Origin of the sequence: Streptomyces sp. NBC_01622 (assembly GCF_045209635.1) — a bacterium.
GTDB lineage: Bacteria > Actinomycetota > Actinomycetes > Streptomycetales > Streptomycetaceae > Streptomyces.
Genome location: NZ_CP109293.1, coordinates 9,823,134 through 9,846,097 on the forward strand (window position 1 = coordinate 9,823,134; position 22,964 = coordinate 9,846,097).

At 69.5% G+C, this 22,964-nt stretch carries 15 protein-coding genes; 11 read left to right on the forward strand and 4 right to left on the reverse strand.

Annotation, left to right across the window (positions count from 1 at the left end; genetic code table 11):
- Nucleotides 1-17: 17 nt before the first annotated feature.
- Nucleotides 18-1,361: a GH1 family beta-glucosidase gene (locus OH768_RS45590; protein ID WP_406462700.1), complete on the reverse strand. Its 1,344-nt coding sequence runs from the start codon at nucleotides 1,359-1,361 to the stop codon at nucleotides 18-20.
- A 314-nt stretch (nucleotides 1,362-1,675) separates the two neighbouring features.
- Between OH768_RS45590 and OH768_RS45595 the strand changes: the two genes are divergently transcribed.
- Entirely contained in the window at nucleotides 1,676-3,904 is a 2,229-nt protein-coding gene (locus OH768_RS45595; RefSeq protein WP_406462701.1) for a glycoside hydrolase family 9 protein, read from the forward strand.
- Nucleotides 3,905-3,919: 15 nt separating this feature from the next.
- Entirely contained in the window at nucleotides 3,920-4,879 is a 960-nt protein-coding gene (locus OH768_RS45600) for a glycoside hydrolase family 6 protein (protein WP_406462703.1), read from the forward strand.
- On the opposite strand, the gene OH768_RS45605 is transcribed toward OH768_RS45600, so the two are convergent.
- Both OH768_RS45605 and OH768_RS45610 read right to left on the reverse strand, forming a co-directional pair.
- Nucleotides 4,880-6,841, reverse strand: a complete 1,962-nt coding sequence (locus OH768_RS45605) for a DUF2264 domain-containing protein (RefSeq protein WP_406462705.1) — start codon at nucleotides 6,839-6,841, stop codon at nucleotides 4,880-4,882.
- Entirely contained in the window at nucleotides 6,838-7,875 is a 1,038-nt protein-coding gene (locus tag OH768_RS45610; protein ID WP_406462706.1) for a LacI family DNA-binding transcriptional regulator, read from the reverse strand. The genes OH768_RS45605 and OH768_RS45610 overlap by 4 nt, the downstream gene beginning before the upstream one ends.
- Nucleotides 7,876-8,157: 282 nt before the next feature.
- Here OH768_RS45610 and OH768_RS45615 point away from each other — a divergent pair, with 282 nt between their 5' ends.
- Genes OH768_RS45615 through OH768_RS45625 form a run of 3 tightly spaced genes read left to right on the forward strand, consistent with a single transcriptional unit; the run spans nucleotide 8,158 to nucleotide 11,513 of the window.
- Nucleotides 8,158-9,648, forward strand: coding sequence for an ABC transporter substrate-binding protein (locus tag OH768_RS45615; RefSeq protein WP_406462708.1), 1,491 nt, complete (start codon nucleotides 8,158-8,160; stop codon nucleotides 9,646-9,648).
- Nucleotides 9,649-9,657: 9 nt separating this feature from the next.
- Complete coding sequence (locus tag OH768_RS45620; protein WP_406462710.1) at nucleotides 9,658-10,653, forward strand: carbohydrate ABC transporter permease; 996 nt, start codon at nucleotides 9,658-9,660, stop codon at nucleotides 10,651-10,653.
- 14 nt (nucleotides 10,654-10,667) lie between these two features.
- Nucleotides 10,668-11,513: a carbohydrate ABC transporter permease gene (locus OH768_RS45625; protein WP_406462712.1), complete on the forward strand. Its 846-nt coding sequence runs from the start codon at nucleotides 10,668-10,670 to the stop codon at nucleotides 11,511-11,513.
- 18 nt (nucleotides 11,514-11,531) lie between these two features.
- Here OH768_RS45625 and OH768_RS45630 read toward each other — a convergent pair whose 3' ends face one another.
- Nucleotides 11,532-12,557: a glycoside hydrolase family 43 protein gene (locus OH768_RS45630; RefSeq protein ID WP_406462714.1), complete on the reverse strand. Its 1,026-nt coding sequence runs from the start codon at nucleotides 12,555-12,557 to the stop codon at nucleotides 11,532-11,534.
- A gap of 144 nt (nucleotides 12,558-12,701) precedes the next feature.
- Between OH768_RS45630 and OH768_RS45635 the strand changes: the two genes are divergently transcribed.
- The 6 genes from OH768_RS45635 (at nucleotide 12,702) to OH768_RS45660 (ending at nucleotide 22,947) form a co-directional block, all read left to right on the forward strand.
- A complete protein-coding gene (locus OH768_RS45635; protein WP_406462715.1) occupies nucleotides 12,702-14,519 on the forward strand; it encodes an ABC transporter ATP-binding protein in 1,818 nt (605 codons plus the stop codon).
- Between the two features lie 202 nt (nucleotides 14,520-14,721).
- Nucleotides 14,722-16,071 carry an extracellular solute-binding protein gene (locus OH768_RS45640; RefSeq protein WP_406462717.1) on the forward strand — a complete coding sequence of 450 codons (1,350 nt, stop codon included), beginning with the start codon at nucleotides 14,722-14,724 and terminating at the stop codon, nucleotides 16,069-16,071.
- Nucleotides 16,068-17,072: a carbohydrate ABC transporter permease gene (locus tag OH768_RS45645; RefSeq protein WP_406462719.1), complete on the forward strand. Its 1,005-nt coding sequence runs from the start codon at nucleotides 16,068-16,070 to the stop codon at nucleotides 17,070-17,072. Before OH768_RS45640 ends, OH768_RS45645 begins: the two co-directional genes overlap by 4 nt.
- A complete protein-coding gene (locus tag OH768_RS45650) occupies nucleotides 17,069-17,932 on the forward strand; it encodes a carbohydrate ABC transporter permease (RefSeq protein ID WP_406462721.1) in 864 nt (287 codons plus the stop codon). The genes OH768_RS45645 and OH768_RS45650 overlap by 4 nt, the downstream gene beginning before the upstream one ends.
- A gap of 159 nt (nucleotides 17,933-18,091) precedes the next feature.
- Nucleotides 18,092-19,621, forward strand: coding sequence for a glycosyl hydrolase family 28 protein (locus OH768_RS45655; protein ID WP_406462723.1), 1,530 nt, complete (start codon nucleotides 18,092-18,094; stop codon nucleotides 19,619-19,621).
- A complete protein-coding gene (locus OH768_RS45660) occupies nucleotides 19,618-22,947 on the forward strand; it encodes an alginate lyase family protein (protein ID WP_406462725.1) in 3,330 nt (1,109 codons plus the stop codon). The genes OH768_RS45655 and OH768_RS45660 overlap by 4 nt, the downstream gene beginning before the upstream one ends.
- Nucleotides 22,948-22,964 lie beyond the last annotated feature (17 nt).

Here is a 22,964-nt window from a genome sequence, read left to right on the forward strand (position 1 = left end):
TGTAGGCGCGAACGGCGTCACAGGCCGCCGCGCCGGATGACCTCGGCGTACCAGCGGGCGCTGTCCTTCGGCGTGCGGCGCTGGGTCGCGTAGTCGACGTGCACGATGCCGAAGCGGGGCCCGTATCCGAAGGACCACTCGAAGTTGTCGAGGAGCGACCAGACGAAGTAGCCCCGGAGCGGCACGCCGTGGCCGATCGCCCGGGCGCAGGAACGGAGATGGCCGTCCAGATAGGCGATCCGGTCGGTGTCGTGCACCCCGTCCCGCTCCACCACGTCGTCGAAGGCCGCGCCGTTCTCCGTGATGTACAGCGGTACGGCCGGGTAGTCGGCCTTGAGCCGCAGCAGGAGCTCTAGGAGTCCCCGCTCGTCGATCTCCCAGCCCATCGCGGTGCGTGGCCGGCCGCCGTCGGCGATCCGTACCAACGGCGAGCCCACGTAGGCGGACTGGGTCGGTGTCGTGCTGCCCGCGACCAGCATCGGCGCGTAGTAGTTGATGCCGAGGTGGTCCAGGGGTGCCCCGATCCTCTTCAGGTCGCCGTCGCGGACGTGGTCGAAGCCGGTGACCTCATGGAGGTCGGCGAGGACGTCGTCCGGGTAGGCGCCGCGCAGCAGCGGATCGAGGAAGAGGCGGTTCTGCATGCCGTCGATGCGGCGGGCCGCGTCCAGGTCGGCGGGCGCGGTGCTGAGCGGATCGACGTGGGTGAGGTTGAGGGTGATGCCGACGTGCGAGTCGCCGTCCCGTATCGCCTCCGCGGCCAGGCCGTGGCCGAGCAGCAGATGGTGTGCGGCGCGTACGGCGGCGGCGGGCTCGCGGCGGCCTGGGGCGTGGCGGCCCGTGCCGTAGCCGAGGAAGGCCGAGCACCACGGCTCGTTGAGGGTGGTCCAGTGGGTGACGCGGTCGCCCAGCGCCTCATGGGTGAGGGCGGCGTACTCGGCGAACCGCTCGGCCGTGTCCCGTACCGGCCAGCCGCCGGCGTCCTCCAGCGGCTGGGGCAGGTCCCAGTGGTAGAGGTTGGGCCAGGGCTGGATGCCGTGGTCGAGGAGGGTGTCCGTGAGGCGGCGGTAGAAGTCGAGGCCGCGCTGGTTCGCCGGGCCGGAGCCGGTGGGCTGGATCCGGGGCCAGGCGAGGGAGAACCGGTAGGCGCGCAGGCCTAGTTGGGCCATCAGCGCGATGTCCCCGGGGAAGCGGTGGTAGTGGTCGGCCGCGACGGCTCCGGTGTCACCGCCCCGGACCGCGCCCGGGGTGGCTGCGAAGGTGTCCCAGATGGAGGGCCCCCGGCCGTCCTCCGTGACCGCGCCCTCGATCTGGTAGCTCGATGTGGCGGCGCCCCACAGGAAGCCGGGATCGAACGTACTCACTGAGTTGAACCTCCGTCTGCGGGAGTTCCGAGAGCGATAACAAGCGGAGTGCCCTCGTCCTCGACGTGAATGTAGCTTCTGAACTGGGATGAAGCTGGGTTGACGCCACAGCTCGGCCGGTACCTGTGCGATGTCTTCAGTAGAAACTGGAAGCGCTTACAGTCGCAGAGTAGGAGCGGCACGTTCGGTCTGTGAAGTGTCCGGACGCTGAAAAGACTCCTGTGTGTGAAGTCTTGACAGCCTCGCCGCTCCCACCCACCATCTGGCACTGACGCCGCACCGAGCCGGGACCCTGTCACCGAGAAGGGCCCGGTATGTTCCGCAAGACCAGATGGGGCGCGGTCTTCCTCGCGCCCGTCCTGACCGTCGCCACCCTCGCCGCGACCCCCGCACACGCCGTGGAAGCGGCCTATGAACGGGTGCTCAACGGCACGTTCGACAGTGTGAAGACCCCCTGGTGGAGCAGCGGCAGCACGCCGTCCACCGTCGACCTGGGCCGCCTGTGCGCCGATGTCCCCGGCGGGACCGTCAACCCGTGGGACTCGATGATCGGCCAGAACGACATCCCGCTGGAGGCCGGGCAGCCCTACACGCTGCGCTTCACCGCCTCCGCCACCCGGGACGTGTCGATCCACGCCGTACTGCAGCTGCCCGCCGCCCCGTTCACGACCACTCTGAACAAGACCGCCGCCGTCACCACCACGCCCAAGACGTTCCAGTTCACCGGCACTTCGGCGACGGCCGACCTGCACGCCCAGCTCTCCTTCCAACAGGGCGGCGCCGCCGAGCCGTTCACCCTCTGCCTCGACGACGTCTCCCTCACCGGCGGCGCGATACCGCCCGGTGGCGGACGGGACTTCGGTTCTCCGGTGCGGACGAACCAGTACGGCTACGCGGTCCACGGACCCAAGAGGGCGTCCGTCGTCGACTCCTCCGCGGAGCCGATGCGTTGGCGCCTGCTCGACGCCTCCGGCGCGGTCGTGAAGACGGGACGCACCCACGTCCAGGGCACGGACGCCGCCTCCGGCGACCAGGTGCACATCGCCGACTTCAGCTCGGTGCGCACGCCAGGCACGGGATACACGCTCGTGGCCGGCGACGCGACCAGCTATCCGTTCGCCATCGCGGACAACCCCTACACCGCCCTGCGCAAGGACGCGTTGGGCTACTTCTACGACGTCCGCAGCGGCACCCCCATCGAGGCCCAGTACGCCGGCGACGCCTACGCCCGGCCCGCCGGACACGTCGGTGTCGCACCCAACAAGGGCGACACCGACGTGCCCTGTCTGCCCGGCACTTGTGACTACTCGCTGGACGTCCGGGGCGGCTGGTACGACGCGGGCGACCAGGGCAAGTACGTCGTCAACGGGGCCCTCGCGGCCTGGCAGTTGATGGACTCCTACGAACGCTCCCGTGCCGAGGGCGACACCGCCGGACTGCGCGACGGACTGCTGAGCATTCCCGAGAACCACAATGGCGTCCCGGACGTACTCGACGAGTCCCGCTGGGAGACGGAGTTCCTGCTCAGCATGCAGGTCCCGGCGGGCGAACCGCTGGCCGGCATGGTCCACCACAAGGTCCACGACCTGGCCTGGACCGCCCTGCCCACCCGGCCCGACAAGGACTCCCAACCCCGTTACCTGCACGCGCCGTCCACGGCCGCCACCCTCAACCTGGCCGCCGCGGGCGCCCAGTGCGCCCGGGTCTGGGCCCGCTACGACGCGGCCTTCGCCCGCACCTGCCTGACCGCCGCCGAGACCGCCTGGAAGGCCGCGCTCGCCCACCCCGACGTGTACGCCCCGGGCAGCGACAGCGTCGGCGGCGGAGCGTACGCCGACACGGACGTCTCCGACGAATTCTCCTGGGCCGCAACGGAGTTGTACGCGACCACGCACGACCGTGCCTATCTGTCCCGCATCGACACGGGGCTCACCCCGGCCGGGTTCTCCTGGCGGGACACCGGCGCGCTGGCCGACCTCACCGTCGTCCGGCTGCCGGGCCGCTTCCCCGCCCGCCTGGTCGCCGCCGCACGCGAGCGGGTCCTCGCCGTCGCCGACGGGTTCGTACGGGACGAGCGGACGCAGGGCTACCCGAACCCCAGCCTGCCCGCCGACGGCGCCTACGCCTGGGGCTCCAACAGCGTCACCGCGAACAACGCCATGGTCATCGCGACGGCCTACGACCTGACCCGTCGCAGCGCCTACCGGAGTGCCGTGCTGGAGTCGCTGGACTACCTCCTGGGCCGCAACGCGCTCAACCAGTCCTTCGTCACCGGCTACGGCACCCGGTTCAGCCACAACCAGCACAACCGCATCTGGGCCCACCAGATCGACCCCAAGCTGCCCGGCCCGCCGCCCGGTTCACTGGCCGGCGGCCCCGACTCGGCCCTGCAGGACCCGGTCGCGCAACAGAACCTGGTCGGCTGCGCCCCCGCCACCTGCTACATCGACGACATCTACTCGTACTCGACCAACGAGATCGCCATCAACTGGAACTCCGCGCTCGCCTGGGTGGCGTCCTTCGCCGCCGACTCCGCGCGCTGAACGAAGGGACGCACCGTGCGCTGGAACACCCTGCTCAGAACTGCCCTGATCTGTCTGCTGGTTGGACCGCTGCCACTCCTCGCCGCCGGTCCGGCAGCCGCCGCCGACCCCGTCTCCCTGACGAGCGGCTTCTACTCCAACCCCGACTCGGGCCCGGCCGTCTGGGTCCGCAACAACCCCTCCGACTCCCGCGCCGCACGCATCCAGTCGGCCATCGCCTCCCAGCCCATCGCGCGCTGGTTCGCCAACGAGAGCGGCGGGATCGGACCGGCCGTCTCCAGCTACGTCGGCGCGGCCGACAGCCACGACAAACTGCCGGTCCTGGTCGCGTACGACATCCCCGGCCGGGACGCGTGCGGCGGCGAGTCGTCCGGCGGTGCGGGCAGCGTGGCCGCCTACCGCACCTGGATCTCCACCTTCGCGGCGGCGGTCGGCACCCACCCCGCCGTGGTCGTCATCGAGCCGGACGCCCTGTCGGACTTCAGCTGCCTGACCGGCCCACAGATCAGCGACCGCCTCGCGATGCTCTCGTACGCCACCCAGATGTTCCAGCAGAAGGCCCCCAACACCTGGGCCTACCTGGATGCCGGACACACCAACTGGGTGGACCCGGCGACCATGGCGAGCCGACTGAGGTCAGCGGGCGTGGCCAACATCCGAGGCTTCTCCCTGAACGTCTCGAATTTCTACACCACCCCGTCCTCGGAGACCTACGGCAACTCGATCAACTCCGCGCTCGGCGGCGGCTCCCACTTCGCCGTCGACACCAGCCGCAACGGCAACGGCTCCAACGGCGAATGGTGCAACCCCGCAGGCCGGAAACTCGGTGTCACCCCGCGCGTGGGCGGCGCCGAGGACCTGCTGCTGTGGGTCAAGACACCGGGCAACTCCGACGGGCAGTGCGGCACAGCGCCCACGGTCCCCGCCGGACAGTTCAGCCCCGATCTCGCCGTCCGGCTCATCGACGGCACCTGATCAACCCGGCGGTTCCAGACGGACGTCGTCCGTGGTGCCGTCGGGCCAGCCGACGGAGGCGAGGGCGGTGCCATCACCGTCGTAACAGACCTCCAGACGTACGGCTTCGGCGGCACGCGGCCCCGCGACCACCCCGGAGAGACAGACCAACGCGGCGTAGACCGTGCCCAGTCGGACCTCCGCCGTCGTGGCAAGCCAGGGCGTCGCCGAGTGCGGCCCGAAGGCGTTGGCGTCCCGCGCGGTGGCGATGCCCGCCTCGTCGAAACCACGCAGCCCGACCACCGTGCTGGACAGGCCGGTTGAGCGGTGCACCCATGCGGCCGGCTCGGGCTCCAAGTGCACGTCCGGCGGCTCGGCGGCGGCCAGACAGTAGCCGCCGACCCGCAGCCGCAGCGGCTCCCGGACCGGCCCGTCGACCCGGGCGAGCCGCACCTCCAGCGCCCCGTTCAGCACGGACGCCGTCGTGATCCACGGACCCGTACGGAAGGCGGGCGCGGGGTCGTGGGCGTACGGGGCGGGCACCGGGCCGAGCGGCCAGTGCGCGCGATGGCGGGAGACGGCGGTACGCGTGCCGAGGTGCAGCCGGGTCAACGGGCGGCGGTGGGACGGCCGTTCGTCGGCGTCGAGCAGCGCGATGTGCGAGTCGAGCGGGTCGTTCAGGTTCGCCTCCGTGCTGTCGGGGGCGGTGTGGGAGGCGTAGGCGAGGCGGCTGTAGACCGGGTCGTCCGCCTCGGCGGCGGTGCCGTCACCGAAGGCGTGGTCGCTGCCGTGGTTGACGACGCGTACGACCCCGTCCGCTGCCGTGCCGGAGACGAGCCACCCCGGAGCGGTCAACGTCCGCCGTACGTCCCGGGTTTCGACCGGCGACGCCTCCTCCTTCTCCGACCAGACCGGATGCTCGGCGGGCAGCACCAGCCCGGCGAAGCCCTTGCTCGACCAGTACGGTGAGCCGGGCCCCGAGTACGGCTGCCGGACGGCCGTGAACTCCCCGTGCCAGCCCAGTGGTTGGAGCCCGCGCCCGTCGAAGCAGCCGGCCTCGGTGAAGTGCCGCAGGACCCCGCTCGCGAGGCGGCGGGTACGGCCCGCCGGCAGGGGAGTGGCGTCGAAGACGGCGCCTGCCCACAGCGGGCAGAGCATCGCGTAGCGGTACGTCAGGGAGCGGCCCTGGTACAGCGGGGCGCCGTCGGCCGCCACCAGATGCTGGGCGTCGTCCAGGTAGCGGCGCAGCCGGGCGCGGTAGCGGGGGAACAGGGCGGGGTCCGCGTCGGCGCCGGAGATACGGCAGTACCAGAGCGGGTAGTAGTGCATCGCCCAGCCCGAGTAGTGGTCGAAGTGCCGGAGCGGGCCGCCCGTGCCGCCGCCGTCGGAGTACCAGCCGTCGCCCGCGTACCAGGACTCCGTGCGCGCGATCGCGTGGTCGATGTCGGGCGCGCTCCAGGGGGCGCCGACCGAGCGCAGGAACGCCGAGGTGATCGCCCTGAACCAGACCCAGTTGTTGTCGGGGACCTCGCTGCCGAGCAGGTCCGTCATCCAGGCGACGACCCGCTGCCGTACGCCGTCGTCGAGCCGGTCCCAGATCCGGCGCCGGGTCTCGTGCAGCGCGATCGCCACCGACGCGCACTCCACCTTGGCCTGCCCGCACTCGCGCATGCTCGGCCAGCGCTCGGGGGAGTGCGGGTCGGTGCCGGCGGCCAGGCCCTCGGCGTACCAACTGGCGTGGTCGCCCGGGTCGTTGTCCCCGGAGTGGGCCAGACGGAAGCCGGCGAGCAGGAACGTGCGGGCGAAGCCTTCGAGGCCGTCGCTGTGCCGGCCGTTGCGGCTGGCGGGGCCGGGGAGGTGGAGCAGGGCGTGCCGGTCGGTGGCGTACGGGCGGACGGCGGTCAACTGCGCGTCGGCCAGCGCCTCCCAGTGCGTGCGCGTCCAGCCGGTGTGCGGGGAGAGGAGCCGGTCCTCAGGTATCAACTGTCGGCCTTTCCAAGGGTGTTGAGGCGGGCCGGGGGCGCCACCGACTGGCGTACGACGACGTGTGAACCGAGCACCACACGGCGGCTCGGCGGATCCATGGGGCGGCGGTGCAGGGCGAGGCGGGTCGCGGAGCGGCCGAGTTCCTGCTGGGGGACGTGCACGGTGGTCAGGCGGGGGTAGAGGTCCTCGGCGAGCGGGATGTCGTCGAAGCCGACCACGGAGAGGTCGTCGGGGACCGAACGGCCCAGGTCGCGGGCGGCGGCGATGGCACCGGCGGCGCTCATGTCGCTGGCGCAGAAGATCGCGGTGGCGTCGGTGTCGGTCAGCAGGCGGCAGGCCGCCTCGTAGCCGGACTCGCGGGTCATGTCGCTCTCGGCGACGAGCGCCGGATCGGGCTTGACGCCGTGTGCGCGCAGCGCCCGTTCGTACCCTTCGAGGCGCTGCCCAGCCACGCTGAACTCGTGCGGACCCGCCAGATGAGCCACCCGGGTGTGACCGGCGGAGAGCAGATGGCTGGTGGCGGCGAAGGCGCCGCTCTCCATGTCGCACTCCACCACGTCCACCGGCGCCTTCACGCCGCCTTTCCACGGCCGGGCGCAGAGCACCAGACGGGCACCGGCCCGGTCCAATCCCTCGGCGGCTGCGGTGAGTTGGGCGAGGTGCTCCTCGGTCTCGGCCATGCCGCCGACCAGGATGACCGCCTCCGCACCCCGCTGGCGCATCAGGTCGATCACCGACAGCTCGCGCTCCGGGACGCCCTGGGTGGAACAGACGAGGCAGACCCGCCCGTCGGCGACCGCCTGCTCCTCCACTCCGGAGGCGACGTTCATGAAGAACGGCGAGGTGATGTCGTTGACCACCATCGCCACCATCCCCGAAGCCGTGTTCAGGGAGCGGGCGTTGGCGTTGACCACGTAGTCGAGGTCCTGCACGGCCTGCATGACCCGCTCGTGCGTCGCCGGGGGCGCTGTGTACGCCCCGCTGAGAATCCGCGAGACGGTGGCGACGGACACGCCGGCGCGCGATGCCACGTCACGGATCGTCGCCCGACCTGCGGAACCCCGACCTTGAGCCATGCTCTGCTTCTCCTCGCCCCGGTGAACAGCTGATGTAAGTAACACCGATGAAAAAGTTACACAACTGGCGAGGGTTTCTCTACGCCACAGGTACAGGTACCTGTCGGAACTTCTCAAGGATTGCCGAACCTCTTGACGGCTGTGAGACCTCCCCTTAACGTCCCGGTTACTGTAAACGGTTCAGTGAACGTTACATGCCGCTCGGCATCCCTCTTCTCCGCCTCGGAGGAACACCAGATGACTTCGTCGAACGTCTCCAGACGCGGCCTCCTGCGCACCGCCGCACTCGGCGCCGGCACCCTCGCCCTGGGCGGCGGCCTGAGCGCTTGCGGCTCCGGCTCCCCCTCCTCGGCGGCGGACGCGCTCACCTACTGGGACTGGTACGTCACCCAAGCCCCCTGGGTCGACAAGGAGATCGCGCTCTTCGAGAAGGGCCACAGCGGGGTCGGCGTCAAGAAGACCACCCAACAGAACGCCAAGTACCCGGACTTGGTCGCGCTCGCCAACCGCAGCGGCAACCCGCCGGACGTCTTCATGATCCCGCAGGTCCCCAGCGTCGCCGAGCAGGTCGCCAAGGGCTGGCTGCACCCGCTCGACGAGTGGGCGACGCCCGAGTGGCAGGCGCGCTTCCCCGACGGCACCTTCCTGGAAGGCGCCAACGTCTTTGACGGCAAGGTCTATTCGGCCCCGCTGAAGGGCTCGGGCCCGCAGTTGCAGCTCTACATCCACCACGGCGTCTTCAAGTCCGCCGGGCTGACGAACCCTGATGGCAGCGTCAAAATCCCCAGGACCTGGGACGAAGTCACCAGCGCGGCCCAGACGATCACCAAGAAGAGCGGCGGCAAGTCGTACGGCTTCGGCTTCGGCAACGCCGACGGCATCGGTGTCCTCGCCTGGTGGCTGGACCTGTTCGTCCGCGGCGCCGGTGCACCGGGCGGCGCCCCCACCGTGCCCGGCACCGGCATGGACTACCGCGTCGGCAAGTGGACGTTCGGTACCGACCGGGCGTACGCCGACTTCCTGGAGCTGTTCGTCGAATGGAAGAAGCGCGGCTTCTTCCATCCCAACTCGGTCAGTCTCTCGGACGAAGCGGCCCGCGCGTTCTTCGAGCGCGGCAAGTTCGGCATGACCGTCGGCGGCGTGTGGAACCAACCCGAGTGGACCCAGCACAAGTTCACCGACTACAGCCTGGTCACCCTGCCCTCGCCGACCACGACACCGAAGGGCTACTACTACGCCGACCCGGTCGGAAACGGCTCCTTCGCCGCGGTCTCCGCCAAGAGCAAGAAGGCGCACGAGGCGTTCCAGTGGCTGGACGCGCTGACGTCCCCCGCCGCCGGGCGCCGCTGGGTCGAGGACCTCAACGGCGTCTCGGCCCACCCCGCGAACAACGACCCGGAGGGCATCGACTCCAAGCCCTTCGCCGCCTTCATCGGCATGACCCAGCAGGTACTGCGCGGCCCGGTGCCCCTCGTGCGCAACCCGGAGCTGGCCGGCGTCGCCCCCAGCGTCCCCAAGCCGGACATCGGCGATGTGGTGACCGGCGTCTACACCGGTCAGATCAAGGACGTACAGGGCGCGTTGACCAGCCTGGCCGACAAGAAGTACCAGCTCCTGTCCGACGCGGTCGCCGCGGTGGCCAAGCAGGGCAAGAAGGTCAGCATGTCCGACTACGTCTTCGCGGACTGGGACCCCACCAAGCCGTACACCACGAAGAAGAAGGCGTGAGCCGTCACCATGTCAGTCCTCGACACCCGCGAGCGCAGGCGAGCGTCCCCGCCCCCACCACCCGTCGTCGCCCGCCCCGGCCTCGGCCGCCGCATCCGCGCCGCCAAGTGGTCGTACGCCTATCTGGCCCCCATGGCCGTACTCCTGCTGGCCTTTGTGGTCTACCCGATCTTCGCCTCCTTCGGCTACACCTTCTACCGCTGGAACGGCATCGGCGCACCCGGCGACTACGTGGGCCTCGCCAACTTCCGGCAGATCCTGCACGACCCCATCTTCTGGGGCGCCGTAGAGCACACCTTCGTCTACGCCTTCGTGCTCGTCCCGGTGCAGCTCCTGCTGGCGTTGGCGCTCGCGCTGGTGCTGAACAACCCGAAGCTCAAGTTCGCGCTGTTCTTCCGGACCGTCTACTTCATCCCCGTCGTCACCTCGGCGGCGGTCGTCGGAGTCGTCATCCAGCTCATGCTCGCCAACTTCGGTGACTCGGCGGGCAGTCTGCTCGCGAAGACCGGGGTGAGCGACGGACACATCGACTGGCTCGGCGACCCGCACACCGCCCTGGCCGTGATCATCGCGATCGGCATCTGGCACACCCTCGGCTACAACCTCGTCTACTTCCTCGCCGGACTGCAGACCATCCCGGCCGAGCTGTACGAGGCGGCGAAGCTCGACGGCTGCGGCCCGGTGCAGTCCTTCTTCCGGATCACCATCCCGATGCTGCGCCAAGTCGGCGTCGTCATCGTGGTGTTGGCCTTCATCGGCAGCTTCCAGGTCTTCGACCTGGTGCAGGTCCTCACCGGCGGCGGCCCGTACTTCGCCACCGAGGTCGTCAACACGTACATCTACCACCTGGCCTTCGGCGGCTCGGCCGGCGCCGCCGCCCAGCCTGACATCGGCCTGGCCTCCGCCGCGTCGTTCCTCTACGGACTGCTGCTCATCGTCTTCTCCGCGCTGCAGGTCCTCGCCCTGCGCCGGATCAGCCGCCGGCGCACGGCCGCCCACCAGTGAAGGAGTCCGTCCCGATGTCCACCCTGACCCCACGCCTGCGCCAGGGCCGGCGCGGTCTGCTCTATCTAGCGCTGCTCGGCGGCGGCCTCGTCTGGCTCTATCCATTCCTGTGGGCGCTGGGCAGTTCGCTGAAGAGCACCGACGGGTTCTTCTCCGGGGGGCTGAACCCGATCCCGTCCGAGTTCCACTGGTCCAACTACAGCGAGGCCTGGACGCAGGCGGACTTCAGCCGGTTCTTCGTCAACACGGTCCTGTTCGCGACCGGCACGGTCATCGTGACACTGCTCGCCACCTCCATGGCCGGCTACGTCCTGGCCCGCACCGACTTCCCCGGCAAGAAACTCTGGCTGGGCCTGGTCGGGGTGACGCTCTTCCTGCCGCACGGCTACACGATCATCCCGGTCTTCGACCTGATCCAGCGGCTCCATCTCCTCAACACCCTCTGGTCGGTGGTCATCGTCCAGTCGGCGGGCGGGATGGTCTTCGGCACCTTCCTCTTCATGGGCTACTTCACGACGATCGACCGGGGCCTGGAGGACGCGGCCCGCGTGGACGGCGCGAGCTTCCACCAGATCTTCTGGCGGATCATGCTGCCGCTGTCCGGTCCGATGCTGGCGACCGTCGGCCTGTTCGCCTGCATCAACGCCTGGAACAGCTTCTTCATCCCGCTGGTCTTCACCCTCTCCCGCCCCGAACTGCACACCCTCTCGGTGGGCATGTTCAACTTCATCGGCCAGAACTCCACCGCGTGGACCCTGGTGTGCGCGGGGTCGGTCATCACGCTGCTGCCCATCGTCCTGATCTTCGTCGTGCTGCAGCGGTTCTTCATCAACGGGCTTGCGGGCGCGGTCAAGCAGTAGCGAGGGGCGGCGTGCGTGTCAGCCGCCACCGTCCAGGTCGGTGCGCTGCCGCAGCACCCGCAGTTCATGACCGTGGAGCTCCATCTCGTACAGCTTGCCGCGCGCGTTCTCGAACGGCCGGTGGAGGATCATCGTCAACTGCCCCTCGAACGTGCGGAACAGCATGCCGTGACCGCTGTCCTCCCGTACCAGCGGCCGGTGTTGGCGCCACGGCCCGGTGAGCGCGCCCGACTCCGAGACGGCGCAGGTCTGGACGTAACCACCGCTCAGAGTGCCGTCCGGGTCGGCCCTGTTCTTCTCGTACGTCGACCACAGCATGAGCAGAGAGCCGTCGGGAGTGCGGTACAACTGCGGCCCGTCCGTGACGTAGGGCGGGAGTTGGTGCGGGACGCCGGCCGGGATCTCGTCACCGATCCAGGACGCGTCCGAGGCCTTGAACAGGAAGACCGGGTCACCGATCGTCCCGGTCAGGTCAAGGGCCAGCCGGATCGCCTCCATGGTGCCGTCGACGGTCTGCGTCCACTCGTGCGCGTACACCATCCACGGCTGTCCGGACGGGTCGACGTACAGCGTGCCGTCCAGGGTCATGAGGTGTTCGGGCGGGGTGGGGCGGGCGGGGTCGACCGAGGTGAAGGGACCCAGCAGGGAATCGGACACGGCCGTGACCGTGCCGCGCCGGTGGTTCGTGAGGGCGAACGGTGTGCCCCAGCGGCCGGGCGGCGGCACCGGAAGCGGGCTCTTCTCGTCGTGCAGCGTGGTGAACAGGTAGTACCTGCCGTTCCACCGGTGCACCTCCGGCGCCCAACCGCCGTCGCCCGCCCAGAGGCCCGGCTGCTCCGCCGCCAGGAACACCACCACGGGACGCGTCCAGTCGCGCAGGTCGTGACTGCGGTAGACCATCGTGCCGACGCCCTCCACACCCGACACGGACGGGTCGTTGGACGTGTAGAGGTGATAGGTGCGGGTCCCCTCGTCCACGAAGACGAACGGATCGTGCAACGGCATGTCGGAGAGCCGCATGGGCTCGCTCACCTGGGTCGCCATGACGTCACCGTAGGGCCCACAACCCCCCTGCGCATCACCGCTGTTGAGGGAAAAACGCTTGGACCGCACCGGTGTCCGCGCGGGACACTGCCATTCCTGGCCAGCGCCGATGCCGGGCTGCCGTACGACATCACGGGGTGGGGGATGGGATCGCCTGAAACGCGCGAGGCCGGGTCGCGCCGGGGCTCGGTGCTTCTCGCACTGCGTTACTACGGCCGGGAGTTGGCCCGGCTCCGCCGGTGGACCGCGCCCGCCACACTGCTGCCGGCGCTGGGCAACATCGGCATCAACTACATCGCACCGCTGATCGTCGCGAAGCTCGTCGGCCGCATCGCCCGCGACACGGGCATCGGCGTCGGCTCGACGCTGCCGTACGTCCTCGGGTTCGCCGGTGTGCTGCTGTTCGCCGAGGTGCTGTGGCGGCTCGGACTGCACTGTCTGAACCGGCTGGACGCGCTCGGCATCGAGCACCTGTATGTGATCGGCATGGACGAACTGTTCGCCAAGGACGCCGCGTTCTTCCACGAGAACTTCGCCGGATCCCTCACCAAGCGGGTGCTGAGCTTCGCCTCCCGCTTCGAGGAGTTCGTCGACACGATGACCTTCCAGGTCGTCGGCAGCCTGGTGCCGCTGCTGTTCGGCTCGGTCGTGCTCTGGCGCTACGAACCGCTGCTCGTCGTAGGGCTGTTGGTGATGATCGCGCTCACCGCCCTGGTCGCGGCACCCCTCATCCGGCGCCGCCAGGCACTCGTCGACCAGCGCGAGGAGGCCATCGCCCGGGTCTCCGGCCATGTCGCCGACAGCCTGATGAACATGGACACGGTCCGCGCGTTCGCCGCCGAGGAACGCGAGGCCGCCGAACACCGCTCCCGCGTCGCCCAGTCACGCCGGCTGACCCTGCGCTCCTGGGACTACGGCAACCTGCGCATCGACACCCTCGTCGCGCCACTCTCCGTACTCACCAACGCACTTGGCCTGCTGCTCGCGGTCGCGCTCGGCGGGGGCGAGCACGGAGTCGAGGCGGTCGTGGTCGCCTTCACGTACTACTCCAACGCGACCCGGATCATGTTCGAGTTCAACCAGATCTACCGGCGCCTGGAAAGCTCGATGACCGAGGCCGCCCAGTTCACCGAACTGCTGCTGGCCCCGCCCACCGTGCTCGACCCGGACACGCCGGAACCGCTGCTCTCCCGCGCCGCCGACGTCCGCTTCGAGAACGTGACCTTCGCCCACGCGGGCGCCGACACCCTCTTCGACGGGCTCGAACTGGCCGTGCCCAGCGGGACGAAGATCGGGCTCGTCGGCCGGTCCGGCGGCGGCAAGACCACGCTCAGCCGGCTGCTGCTGCGGATGACGGACATCGACTCCGGCCGCATCCTGATCGGCGGTCAGGACATCAGCCGGCTGCGCCAGGCCGACCTGCGCGGCCTGATCGCCTACGTACCGCAGGACCCCGCGATGTTCCACCGCACCCTGCGGGAGAACATCGCCTTCGCCAGGCCCGATGCCACCGAGGCCGAGGTCCGCCGAGCGGCTGAGGCCGCGCACGTCACCGAGTTCGCCGACGCGCTGCCGGACGGCTTCGACACGATGGTGGGGGAGCGCGGCATCAAGCTCTCCGGCGGACAGCGCCAACGCGTCGCCCTGGCCCGGGCGATCCTGCGCGACGCCCCGATCCTGCTGCTCGACGAGGCCACCAGCGCCCTCGACTCCGAGAGCGAGGTCCTCGTCCAGGAGGCGCTCTGGCGGCTCATGGAGGGGCGGACGGCACTCGTGGTCGCGCACCGGCTGAGCACGGTCGCCGGCATGGACCGGCTGGTCGTGCTCGACCGCGGCCGGATCGTCGAACAGGGCACGCACCAGGAGCTGCTGGCGGCCGAGGGCGCCTACGCGAAGCTGTGGCAGCACCAGTCGGGCGGCTTCCTCGACGAGAGCCCGGAGCGCGCCGCCGACCTGCGCTGACGTCCCGGACACCGGCCCCGTGTCCGGGACTCCGGGCACCCGTGACCGACAACCGGTTTCTAGCAAACCGTGTTCCAGGACTGTGTCGTCGAGGTCACCCAGTCTTTTCGAAAGTTCGCCCAAGGTCTTGACGCCGTTTCCGAGCCGGAAGAAGCTCTGCCCCAACGCGTGACAACCGGTTTCTATTGGAGGTGGTGCGGTCATGCACCCACGTGCTGGTGCTCCCCTGAGCCGCCGACGATTTCTCGCCCTCTCGGCAACCGGTGCCGCGACCGGCGCGGTGGCGCTGAACGGCTGCGCCCTCCAGGTGTCGACCGGGGTGGGCGGAGCGGGCGAGACCATCACGGTGATGGCGAAGGCCGACGACCTGGGCCCCGACCTGGTCAAGCAGGCCAGGAAGGACACCGGCATCGCCATCAAGCGGGTGGACTACGACATCACCAAGCTGATCGCGATGCTCACCAGCGGGAACCCGCCGGACCTGGTGCGCGGGGTCGGCGCCGTGGACGCCGCGTTCTACGCCGCGCGGGACGTGATGCAGGAACTGGACTCCTACTTCGCCACCAGCAGCCTCCTGCGGCCCGAGGACCTCGACCCCGTCAACGACCTCTGGCGCTACGACGGAAAGGTCCAGGGCAAGGGCCCCCGCTACGGCATGGCCAAGGACTTCTCCCAGGACTCCATGTACTGGTACAACACCGCCTCCTTCGACAAGAAGGGCGTCGCCTACCCGTCGGAGACCGAACCCGTCACCTTCGAGGAGTGGCTGGACCGTGCCCAGCACCTCGTACAGCGTTCGAAGGGCCAGACGACCGTCTTCGGCGGCAGCTACAACGGCCTGGTCAAGCTCACGCTCATGGCGACCATGACCGCCTCCGCCGGCGGCAGCCTGTTCGCCGACGACTTCTCCAGGGTCGACTTCACCACCCCCGAGGCCCGCAAGGCGCTGGCCTGGTACCTGGAGTACTGCCGGCTCAAGGTCGGACCCAGCGCCGTCCTGCCCGACCCCAACGGCTGGGACGGTCCCACGTACCAGGCCGGCCGGATGGCCATGTCGAACAACGGCTACTGGATGGGCGGCATGATCGGCACCGACAGGAAACTGGCCCAGGTCTCCCGGCTCGCCCCCGCCCCCGTCTTCGCGGGCGGCCCCCGGATCAGCGCCTGCCAGGGCGGCACCGGCATGTGGATGCCCCGCAAGTCGAGGAACAAGGACGCCGCCTGGCGGATCTTCGAGTGGTACTTCGGCGAGGCACCGGCCAAGGCCCGCGCCTCCAGCGGCTGGGGCATCCCCACCCTGAAGTCCCTGCGACCCCTGATGCCCCATCAGGAGGACTTCCAGAAACGGACGTTGAGCGCTCAGCAGAACGAGCTGAAGCATTTCTCGGTGGTCGCTGTCTCCCCGTACATCTCGGGCGACGCCTTCGAGTCCCTCTTCAACCAGGTGGCCACGCCCGCGATGAACGGCGAGATGTCCGTCGACCGCCTCGCCGGACGCCTCAACTCCGTCATCAACGAACAGATCAAACGCGGGAAGGAGCAGGTGGGATGACGGTCGATCAGGCATCCTCGCCGGCCGTCGGACGGCCGCACCCGACCGCGAAGGCCGGCCGACCCCGGTCCGCCGCCACGCGCACCGGGCCATCCATGACCACGCGCAAGCACCGCGCGTTCTACATGTTCGCCTCACCCTGGATCATCGGCTTCTCGCTGCTGACCATCGCACCGATGGCGTACGCACTGTGGCTGAGCTTCACCACGTACGACGGCATCTCCCCGCACTGGCACTACGTCGGCCTCGGCAACTACCGCGAGCTGATGGGCGATTCGGTCACCTGGGACGCCCTGGGTCGCGCCGGTCTCTTCGCGCTGATCTCCGTGCCGCTGTCGATCATCGCCGGACTCGCACTCGCCGTCCTCGTCAACCGGCCCCTCAAAGGACGCGGGCTCTTCCGTACCCTGCTCTATCTGCCCGCCGTGGTACCGCCGGTGGGCGCGGGCATCGCCTTCAAGAACCTCTTCGACCAGAACTCCGGTGCCGCCAACGGCGTCCTGACCTTCTTCGGCTTCGACGCGATCGGCTGGCTGGCCGACCCCTACGCCCGCTACGTCCTCGTCATGACGGTGCTCTGGGCAGCCGGCAACATCATGATCATCTCGCTGGCGGGGCTCCAGGACGTCCCCCGCGAACTCCACGAGGCGGCCCGCATCGACGGGGCGAGCACCTGGCGCACCTTCCGCAGCATCACCGTGCCGCTGCTGTCGCCGGTGCTGCTCTTCCAGACCGTGACCGGCGTGATCGCCTCGGTGCAGACCATCATGCCGATGCTGCTCGCCCCCATGGCCGGCACCGGCGGCCTCACCACGATCCCGCAGTCCAACTACACCTACATGATCCATGTGTTCTCGGAGTACTTCGCGCTCGGCCGGTACGGATACGCCTCCGCACTGCTGTGGGTGCTCTTCGTCCTGATCCTCATCGCGACCGGACTCATCTTCAGGTTCACCTCCGGCGTGGTCTTCTACAACGTCGGCCCGGAGGCACAGAAGTGACCGCCACCAGTGTGAACCCCAAGTCCCCGGCCCGCACGCGGATACGCGTCAACCGGCTCGTCCTCTACACGGCGCTCGTCGTCATCACCGGCCTGTTCCTCGGCCCTTTCGGCTGGCTGATCCTCACCGGCCTCAAGGCCCCGGCCGAGCTGGCGGCGGCTCCGGTGCACTGGCTGCCGACACACTTCGAGTGGCACAACTTCGTCGACGCCTACAAGGCCATCGACTTCCTCGGCTACGCCCGCAACTCCCTGATCATCGCGACGATCTACGCGACGCTCGTCACCCTCAGCTCCGCCTGGGTCGGCTTCGGTTTCGCCCGGCTCACCGCGCCCGGCAAGAAGGTCCTGTTCGGCATCCTCATCGGCTCGATGATGCTGCCCCAGATGATCACCCTGCTGCCGACCTACCTGATCTTCGCCAAGTTCGGCATGGTCGACACCTACTGGCCATGGGTGCTGTGGGGCCTGTCCTCGGCGCCCTACCTGGTCTTCCTCTTCCGCCAGTTCTTCTCGGGCCTGCCCCGCGAGCTGGAGGAAGCGGCCATCGTCGACGGCTGCGGATACGGCGGGATCTTCTGGCGGATCTTCCTCCCGCAGTCCTGGCCGGTCCTCTCGGCGAGCTTCGTCATCGCCTTCACCTGGACCTGGGGCGACTACATCGCGCCCCAACTCCTGCTCTCCACCGACCACTCCACCCTCGCCGTCGCGGTGATGACCACGTATGTCTCGGCGGCCGGCACCCCCAACACCAACCTCCAGGCCGCGGCCTCCGTGATGTACGTCGTCCCGATCCTGCTGATCTTCCTCGTCGCCCAGCGCGGGTTCGTCGCCGGGATGTCGACGAGCGGTCTCAAGTAGCCGTTCTTTTCACCCTGTTGCACCGCGACTGAGCCGTAGGGGTGCGCCGGTGTCGAGAGCGCGAGCGCGCGGAGGCCCGAAGGGCTGAGCACGGTCGCGGGCTCGACACCGGCTGGAGCGCCCCGGAGGTGAAGGAGCAAATCAAATAAGGAGTCACGCATGAACACGCCTCTTTCCCGTCGTACGGCCCTGCAAGCCGCCGGTGCCACCGCGCTCGCCGCCGGTCTGTCCGGGCTGACCGCCACGGCGGCGCACGCCGACGACGGCCACAACTCCAGCCCCAAGCTGGTCACTTACCCGCGTCCCACGAGCATGCCGACCAACACCAGCTTCCAGGTGCGGGTCCGTACCGCCCCCGACGGCGCCTGGCAGACCCTCGACATCTACCGGCCGCAGTTCGAGGAGATCAACGCCACCACCGGGTCGGGCAAGGTCTACAACTCCTCCATGGCGTACTTCGACTTCAACGGCTCGGTCGAGATCGAGGTGACGTACCTCAAGGGCGGCACCACCAAGGCGCGGGTGAGACCGGACGCGCTGGGCATCAAGCCCGAACTCCTCGGCGACACCCTGCGGTTCACCCTCGACGAGCCGAAGGACGTCGTCGTCCAGATCAACGACGAGATCTTCGACGCCCTGCACCTGATCACCAACCGCGTCGAGCACCACGCCCCGTCCGCCGACGACCCGGACGTCATCTACTTCGGCCCCGGCGTCCACACCGTCACCGGCAACGTCCTGACCGTCCCCAGCGGCAAGACCGTGCACCTCGCGGGCGGCGCAGTCCTGACCGCGCAGGTCTACTTCAAGGACGTGGAGAAGTCCCGCCTCACCGGCCACGGAGTGCTCTACAACAACCCCGGCGGCGCCATCCTCTGCGAGGGCAGCAAGAACATCCGGATCGAGGACGTCATCATCCTCAACCCGGCCGGCTACGCGGGCACGTTCGGCGAGAGCGACAACGTTCACATCAAGAAGGCGCGCGCCTTCAGTTCGAAGGGCAACGGCGACGGCTTCGACGTCTTCTCCTCGACCCGGATCACCTTCGACGGCTGCTTCATGCGCAACTCCGACGACTGCATCGCCATCTACTGCCACCGCTGGAACTACTACGGCGACACCCGCGACATCACCGTCCAGAACTGCACCCTGTGGGCCGACGTCGCCCACCCGATCAACGTCGGCACGCACGGCAACACGGACGCGCCCGAGACGATCGAGAACCTCGTCATCAAGAACATCGACATCCTCGACCACCGCGAACCCCAGATGAACTACCAGGGCTGCATCGCCCTCAACCCCGGCGACTCCAACCTGGTCAAGAACGTCCGCATCGAGGACATCAGGATCGAGGACTTCCGCTGGGGCCAGGTCATCTACATGAAGGTCATGTACAACACGAAGTACAACACCTCGGTCGGCCGCGGCATCGACGGCGTCTACGTCAAGAACCTCAGCTACACCGGCACCCACGCCAACCCGTCGCTCTTCCTCGGCTACGACGCCGAACACGCCATCACCAACGTCACGTTCGAGAACCTGGTGATCAACGGGCTGGTCGTCGCCGACTCGATGAAGAAGCCGAGCTGGTACTACACCACCGACGCCATCCAGTGGTTCTACAACGAGCACGTCACCAACCTGAAGTTCCTCACCACCGCCGAGGCCGAGGCGGCCGCCGCGTCATGACCACCCCCGCACCGAGCCGCCGGGGCTTCCTCGGTGGCACAGCGGCCCTGCTGCTGGCCTCGGGCGCGAGCGGACTGGCCGTGCCCGGCCGGGCAGCGGCGGCCCAGGACGACACCGAGGTGACCTTCACCCACCCCGGCCTGCTGCACACCGCCGACGACCTCGCCCGGATGAAGGCGGCGGTCGCCGCCAAGCAATCCCCGGTCTACGACGGCTACTTGGCGCTCGCGGCCCACGCCCGCTCCTCCTCGTCGTACACCGTCCAGAACACCGGCCAGATCACCACCTGGGGCCGCGGCCCCGCCAACTACCAGAACCAGGCCGTCGCCGACTCGGCCGCCGCCTACCAGAACGCCCTCATCTGGTCCGTCACCGGCGACACCGCGCACGCCGACAAGGCCCGCGACATCCTCAACGCCTGGTCAGCCTCGCTCACCGCCATCACCGGAGCCGACGGCCCCCTCGGCGCCGGCCTCCAGGCCTTCAAGTTCGTCAACGCGGCCGAACTCCTCCGTCACACCGGCTACGACGGCTGGACCGCCGCCGACATCGCGCGCTGCGAGGAGTCCTTCCTGCGCGTCTGGTACCCGGCCCTGTCCTGCTACACCCTCTACGCCAACGGCAACTGGGACCTGACGTCCCTTCAATCCCTGCTGGCCATAGGGGTGTTCTGCGAGGAGCCGACCGTCTTCCACGACGCGCTGCGCTTCGCCGCGGCCGGCGCCGGCAACGGCAGCGTCCGCCACCGCATCGTCACCACCGCCGGCCAGGGCCAGGAGAGCGGCCGGGACCAGGGCCACGAACAGCTCGCGGTCGGCCTGCTCACGGACGCCGCCCAGGTCGCCTGGAACCAAGGCATCGACCTCTGGGGCTTCGACGACAACCGCATCCTCGCCAACGTCGAGTACGCCGCCCGCTACAACCTCGGCGGCGACGTGCCCTTCGTCCCCGACCTCGACCGCACCGGCAAGTACATCAAGCTGACCGTCTCGGCCACCTCGCGCGGCAACCTGCCCCCGATCTATGAGATGGCGTACGCGCACTACGCGGGCGTGCGCGGCCTCGACACCCCGTACACGAAGAACGCCGTCTTCCGCGGCACCGGCGGCACCCGGGTCGTCGAGGGCAGCAACGACGACCTGCCCAGCTGGGGAACCTTCGCCTACGCCGGTGCCACGGCATCCGCGCCGACCGTGCCGACACCACCGGCCGGTGTCACGGCCGTGGGCGACGACCGTTCCGTGCAGGTGAGTTGGCTTCCCTCGACCTGGGCCGACTCCTACACGGTCCTGCGGGCGAGCGGCGTCGACGGCCGCTACGAGAGGGTCGCGTCCGGGGTCGGGCAGCCGACGTACACCGACCGGAACGTGCACGCAGGACGGACGTACTACTACACGGTCACCGCGTCCAACACGCTCGGTGTGAGCGGGAGTTCGGCATGGGCAGCCGTCTTCGCCGGTCTTCCCGGGCCCTGGTCGACCCAGGACGTCGGGGACGTGAAGATCGCCGGTTCCGCCGTCTTCGACGGTGAGCGCTTCGTCCTGGAGGCGAGCGGCACCGCCGACACCTACCGTCTGGCCCATCTCCCGCTGCGCGGCGACGGCACGGTCACCGCGCGGATCGTGTGGCCGCTCAGCTCGCAGTACTCCAAGATCGGCGTCACCGTTCGCGCCTCCCTCGACGCGGACGCGGCGCACGCCTCGATGCTGATCCAGGGCCTGCCGCTGCACACCTGGAGCGGGGTGTGGACGGTACGGCCGTGGGACGGCGCGGAGATCTCCGCCACCGGCAGCACACCCGTACCGCCCTCGCAGCAGCAGGCGATCACGACGTCGGCCGCCTTCCCGATCTCCAACCTCGGCACGCTGCCCGAGTCGGCGACCCCACTGGAGGCGCCGTACGTCGAGGGCGCGGGCGACGGCTACCGGCTGCGGAAGCCCTACTGGGTGCGAGTGACCCGGAAGGGCGCGCGCTGCACCGGTGCCATCTCGCCGGACGGTGTCCACTGGACCGAAGTCGGCTCCACCGACGTCGAGTTGGGGCGCACCGCGTTCGCGGGTCTCGCCCTCACCTCCTGCCTCGGCGTCGAGGAGGACTACGCCGAGACCGGCACCGGCGCCTTCGACAACGTCGGCGTGACCTCCGCGAACGGCACGGTCTGGCGCGTACCCCGCCCGGCGCGCACCGCCACTGGCCTGCGGGCGGAAACCGGTGCCGACGCCGTGGAGTTGGCCTGGAGCGACCCGGACCTCTCCGCCGAATACACGGTCCTGCGCGCCACGCGGACCGACGGACCGTACAAGACCCTCGCCACCCGCGTCGGCCCAGTCGGCTTCGGCACTCGCATCCGGTACACCGACGCGACGGGGACGCCTGGAACGACGTACCACTACACGGTCGCGAAGACCAACGCCGGTGGACGCGGGCCGCGTTCGGCACCGGCGCGGGCCGTGATGCCGAACCCATCCGCGCCCCAACTCACCTCCGCGAACGCCGTGTTCACGAACGAAGGAGCCGACTTCCGCCATCTGCTGCGGGCCTCGCACGCGCCCGTACGGTTCACCGCGGACGGCCTGCCCGCCGGTCTGCGCATCGACCGGCGCACCGGGCTCATCTCCGGAATCCCCACGGAGACAGGGGAGTTCACAGTCGCGACCACCGCCGCCAACGCCTCAGGGACCGCCACCGGCGCCCTCGCCCTCACGGTCGGCACCGCGCCCCCCGCGCCGTGGACGTACGGCGACCTCGGTGACACCGTCCTCGACGACCGCGCCTTCGGAACGCTGGGCGTGGTGGCGATCACCACGCCGGGCAGCACGTCGTACGACGGCGGGACCTTCACCGTGCGGGGCGCGGGCGTCGACCTGAACGCCAACGGCCAAGGAATGACAGGGCAGTTCGTACGGCAACCCGTGAACGGTGACTGCGAAGTCGTCGCCCGGCTCGTCTCCCGGACCGGCGCCACGGCCGACCGGGTGGGCCTGCTCATGGCGAAGTCGCTGTCGCCGTTCGACCAGGCGGCGGGCGCGATCGTCACCGGTGGGACCAGCGCTCAACTCATGCTCCGCAAGACCGTGGCCGGTGCCTCCGCCTTCACCGGCGGTGCCGCGGCCACCCTCCCCGCCCTGCTGCGGCTGAAGCGCGCCGGGACCGCGTTCAGCGCAGCCCTGTCCACCGATGACGGTGTCACCTGGACCCCCCTCGCCGACGGAGACATCCCCGGCTTCGGTGACGCCCCCTACTACGTCGGCCTGGTGGTCTGCTCGCGCAGCCAACCGGTCCGCTGCACCACGGAGTTCGACGAGGTGAGCATCACGCCCACCTGATCCTCCACGGATTGGAG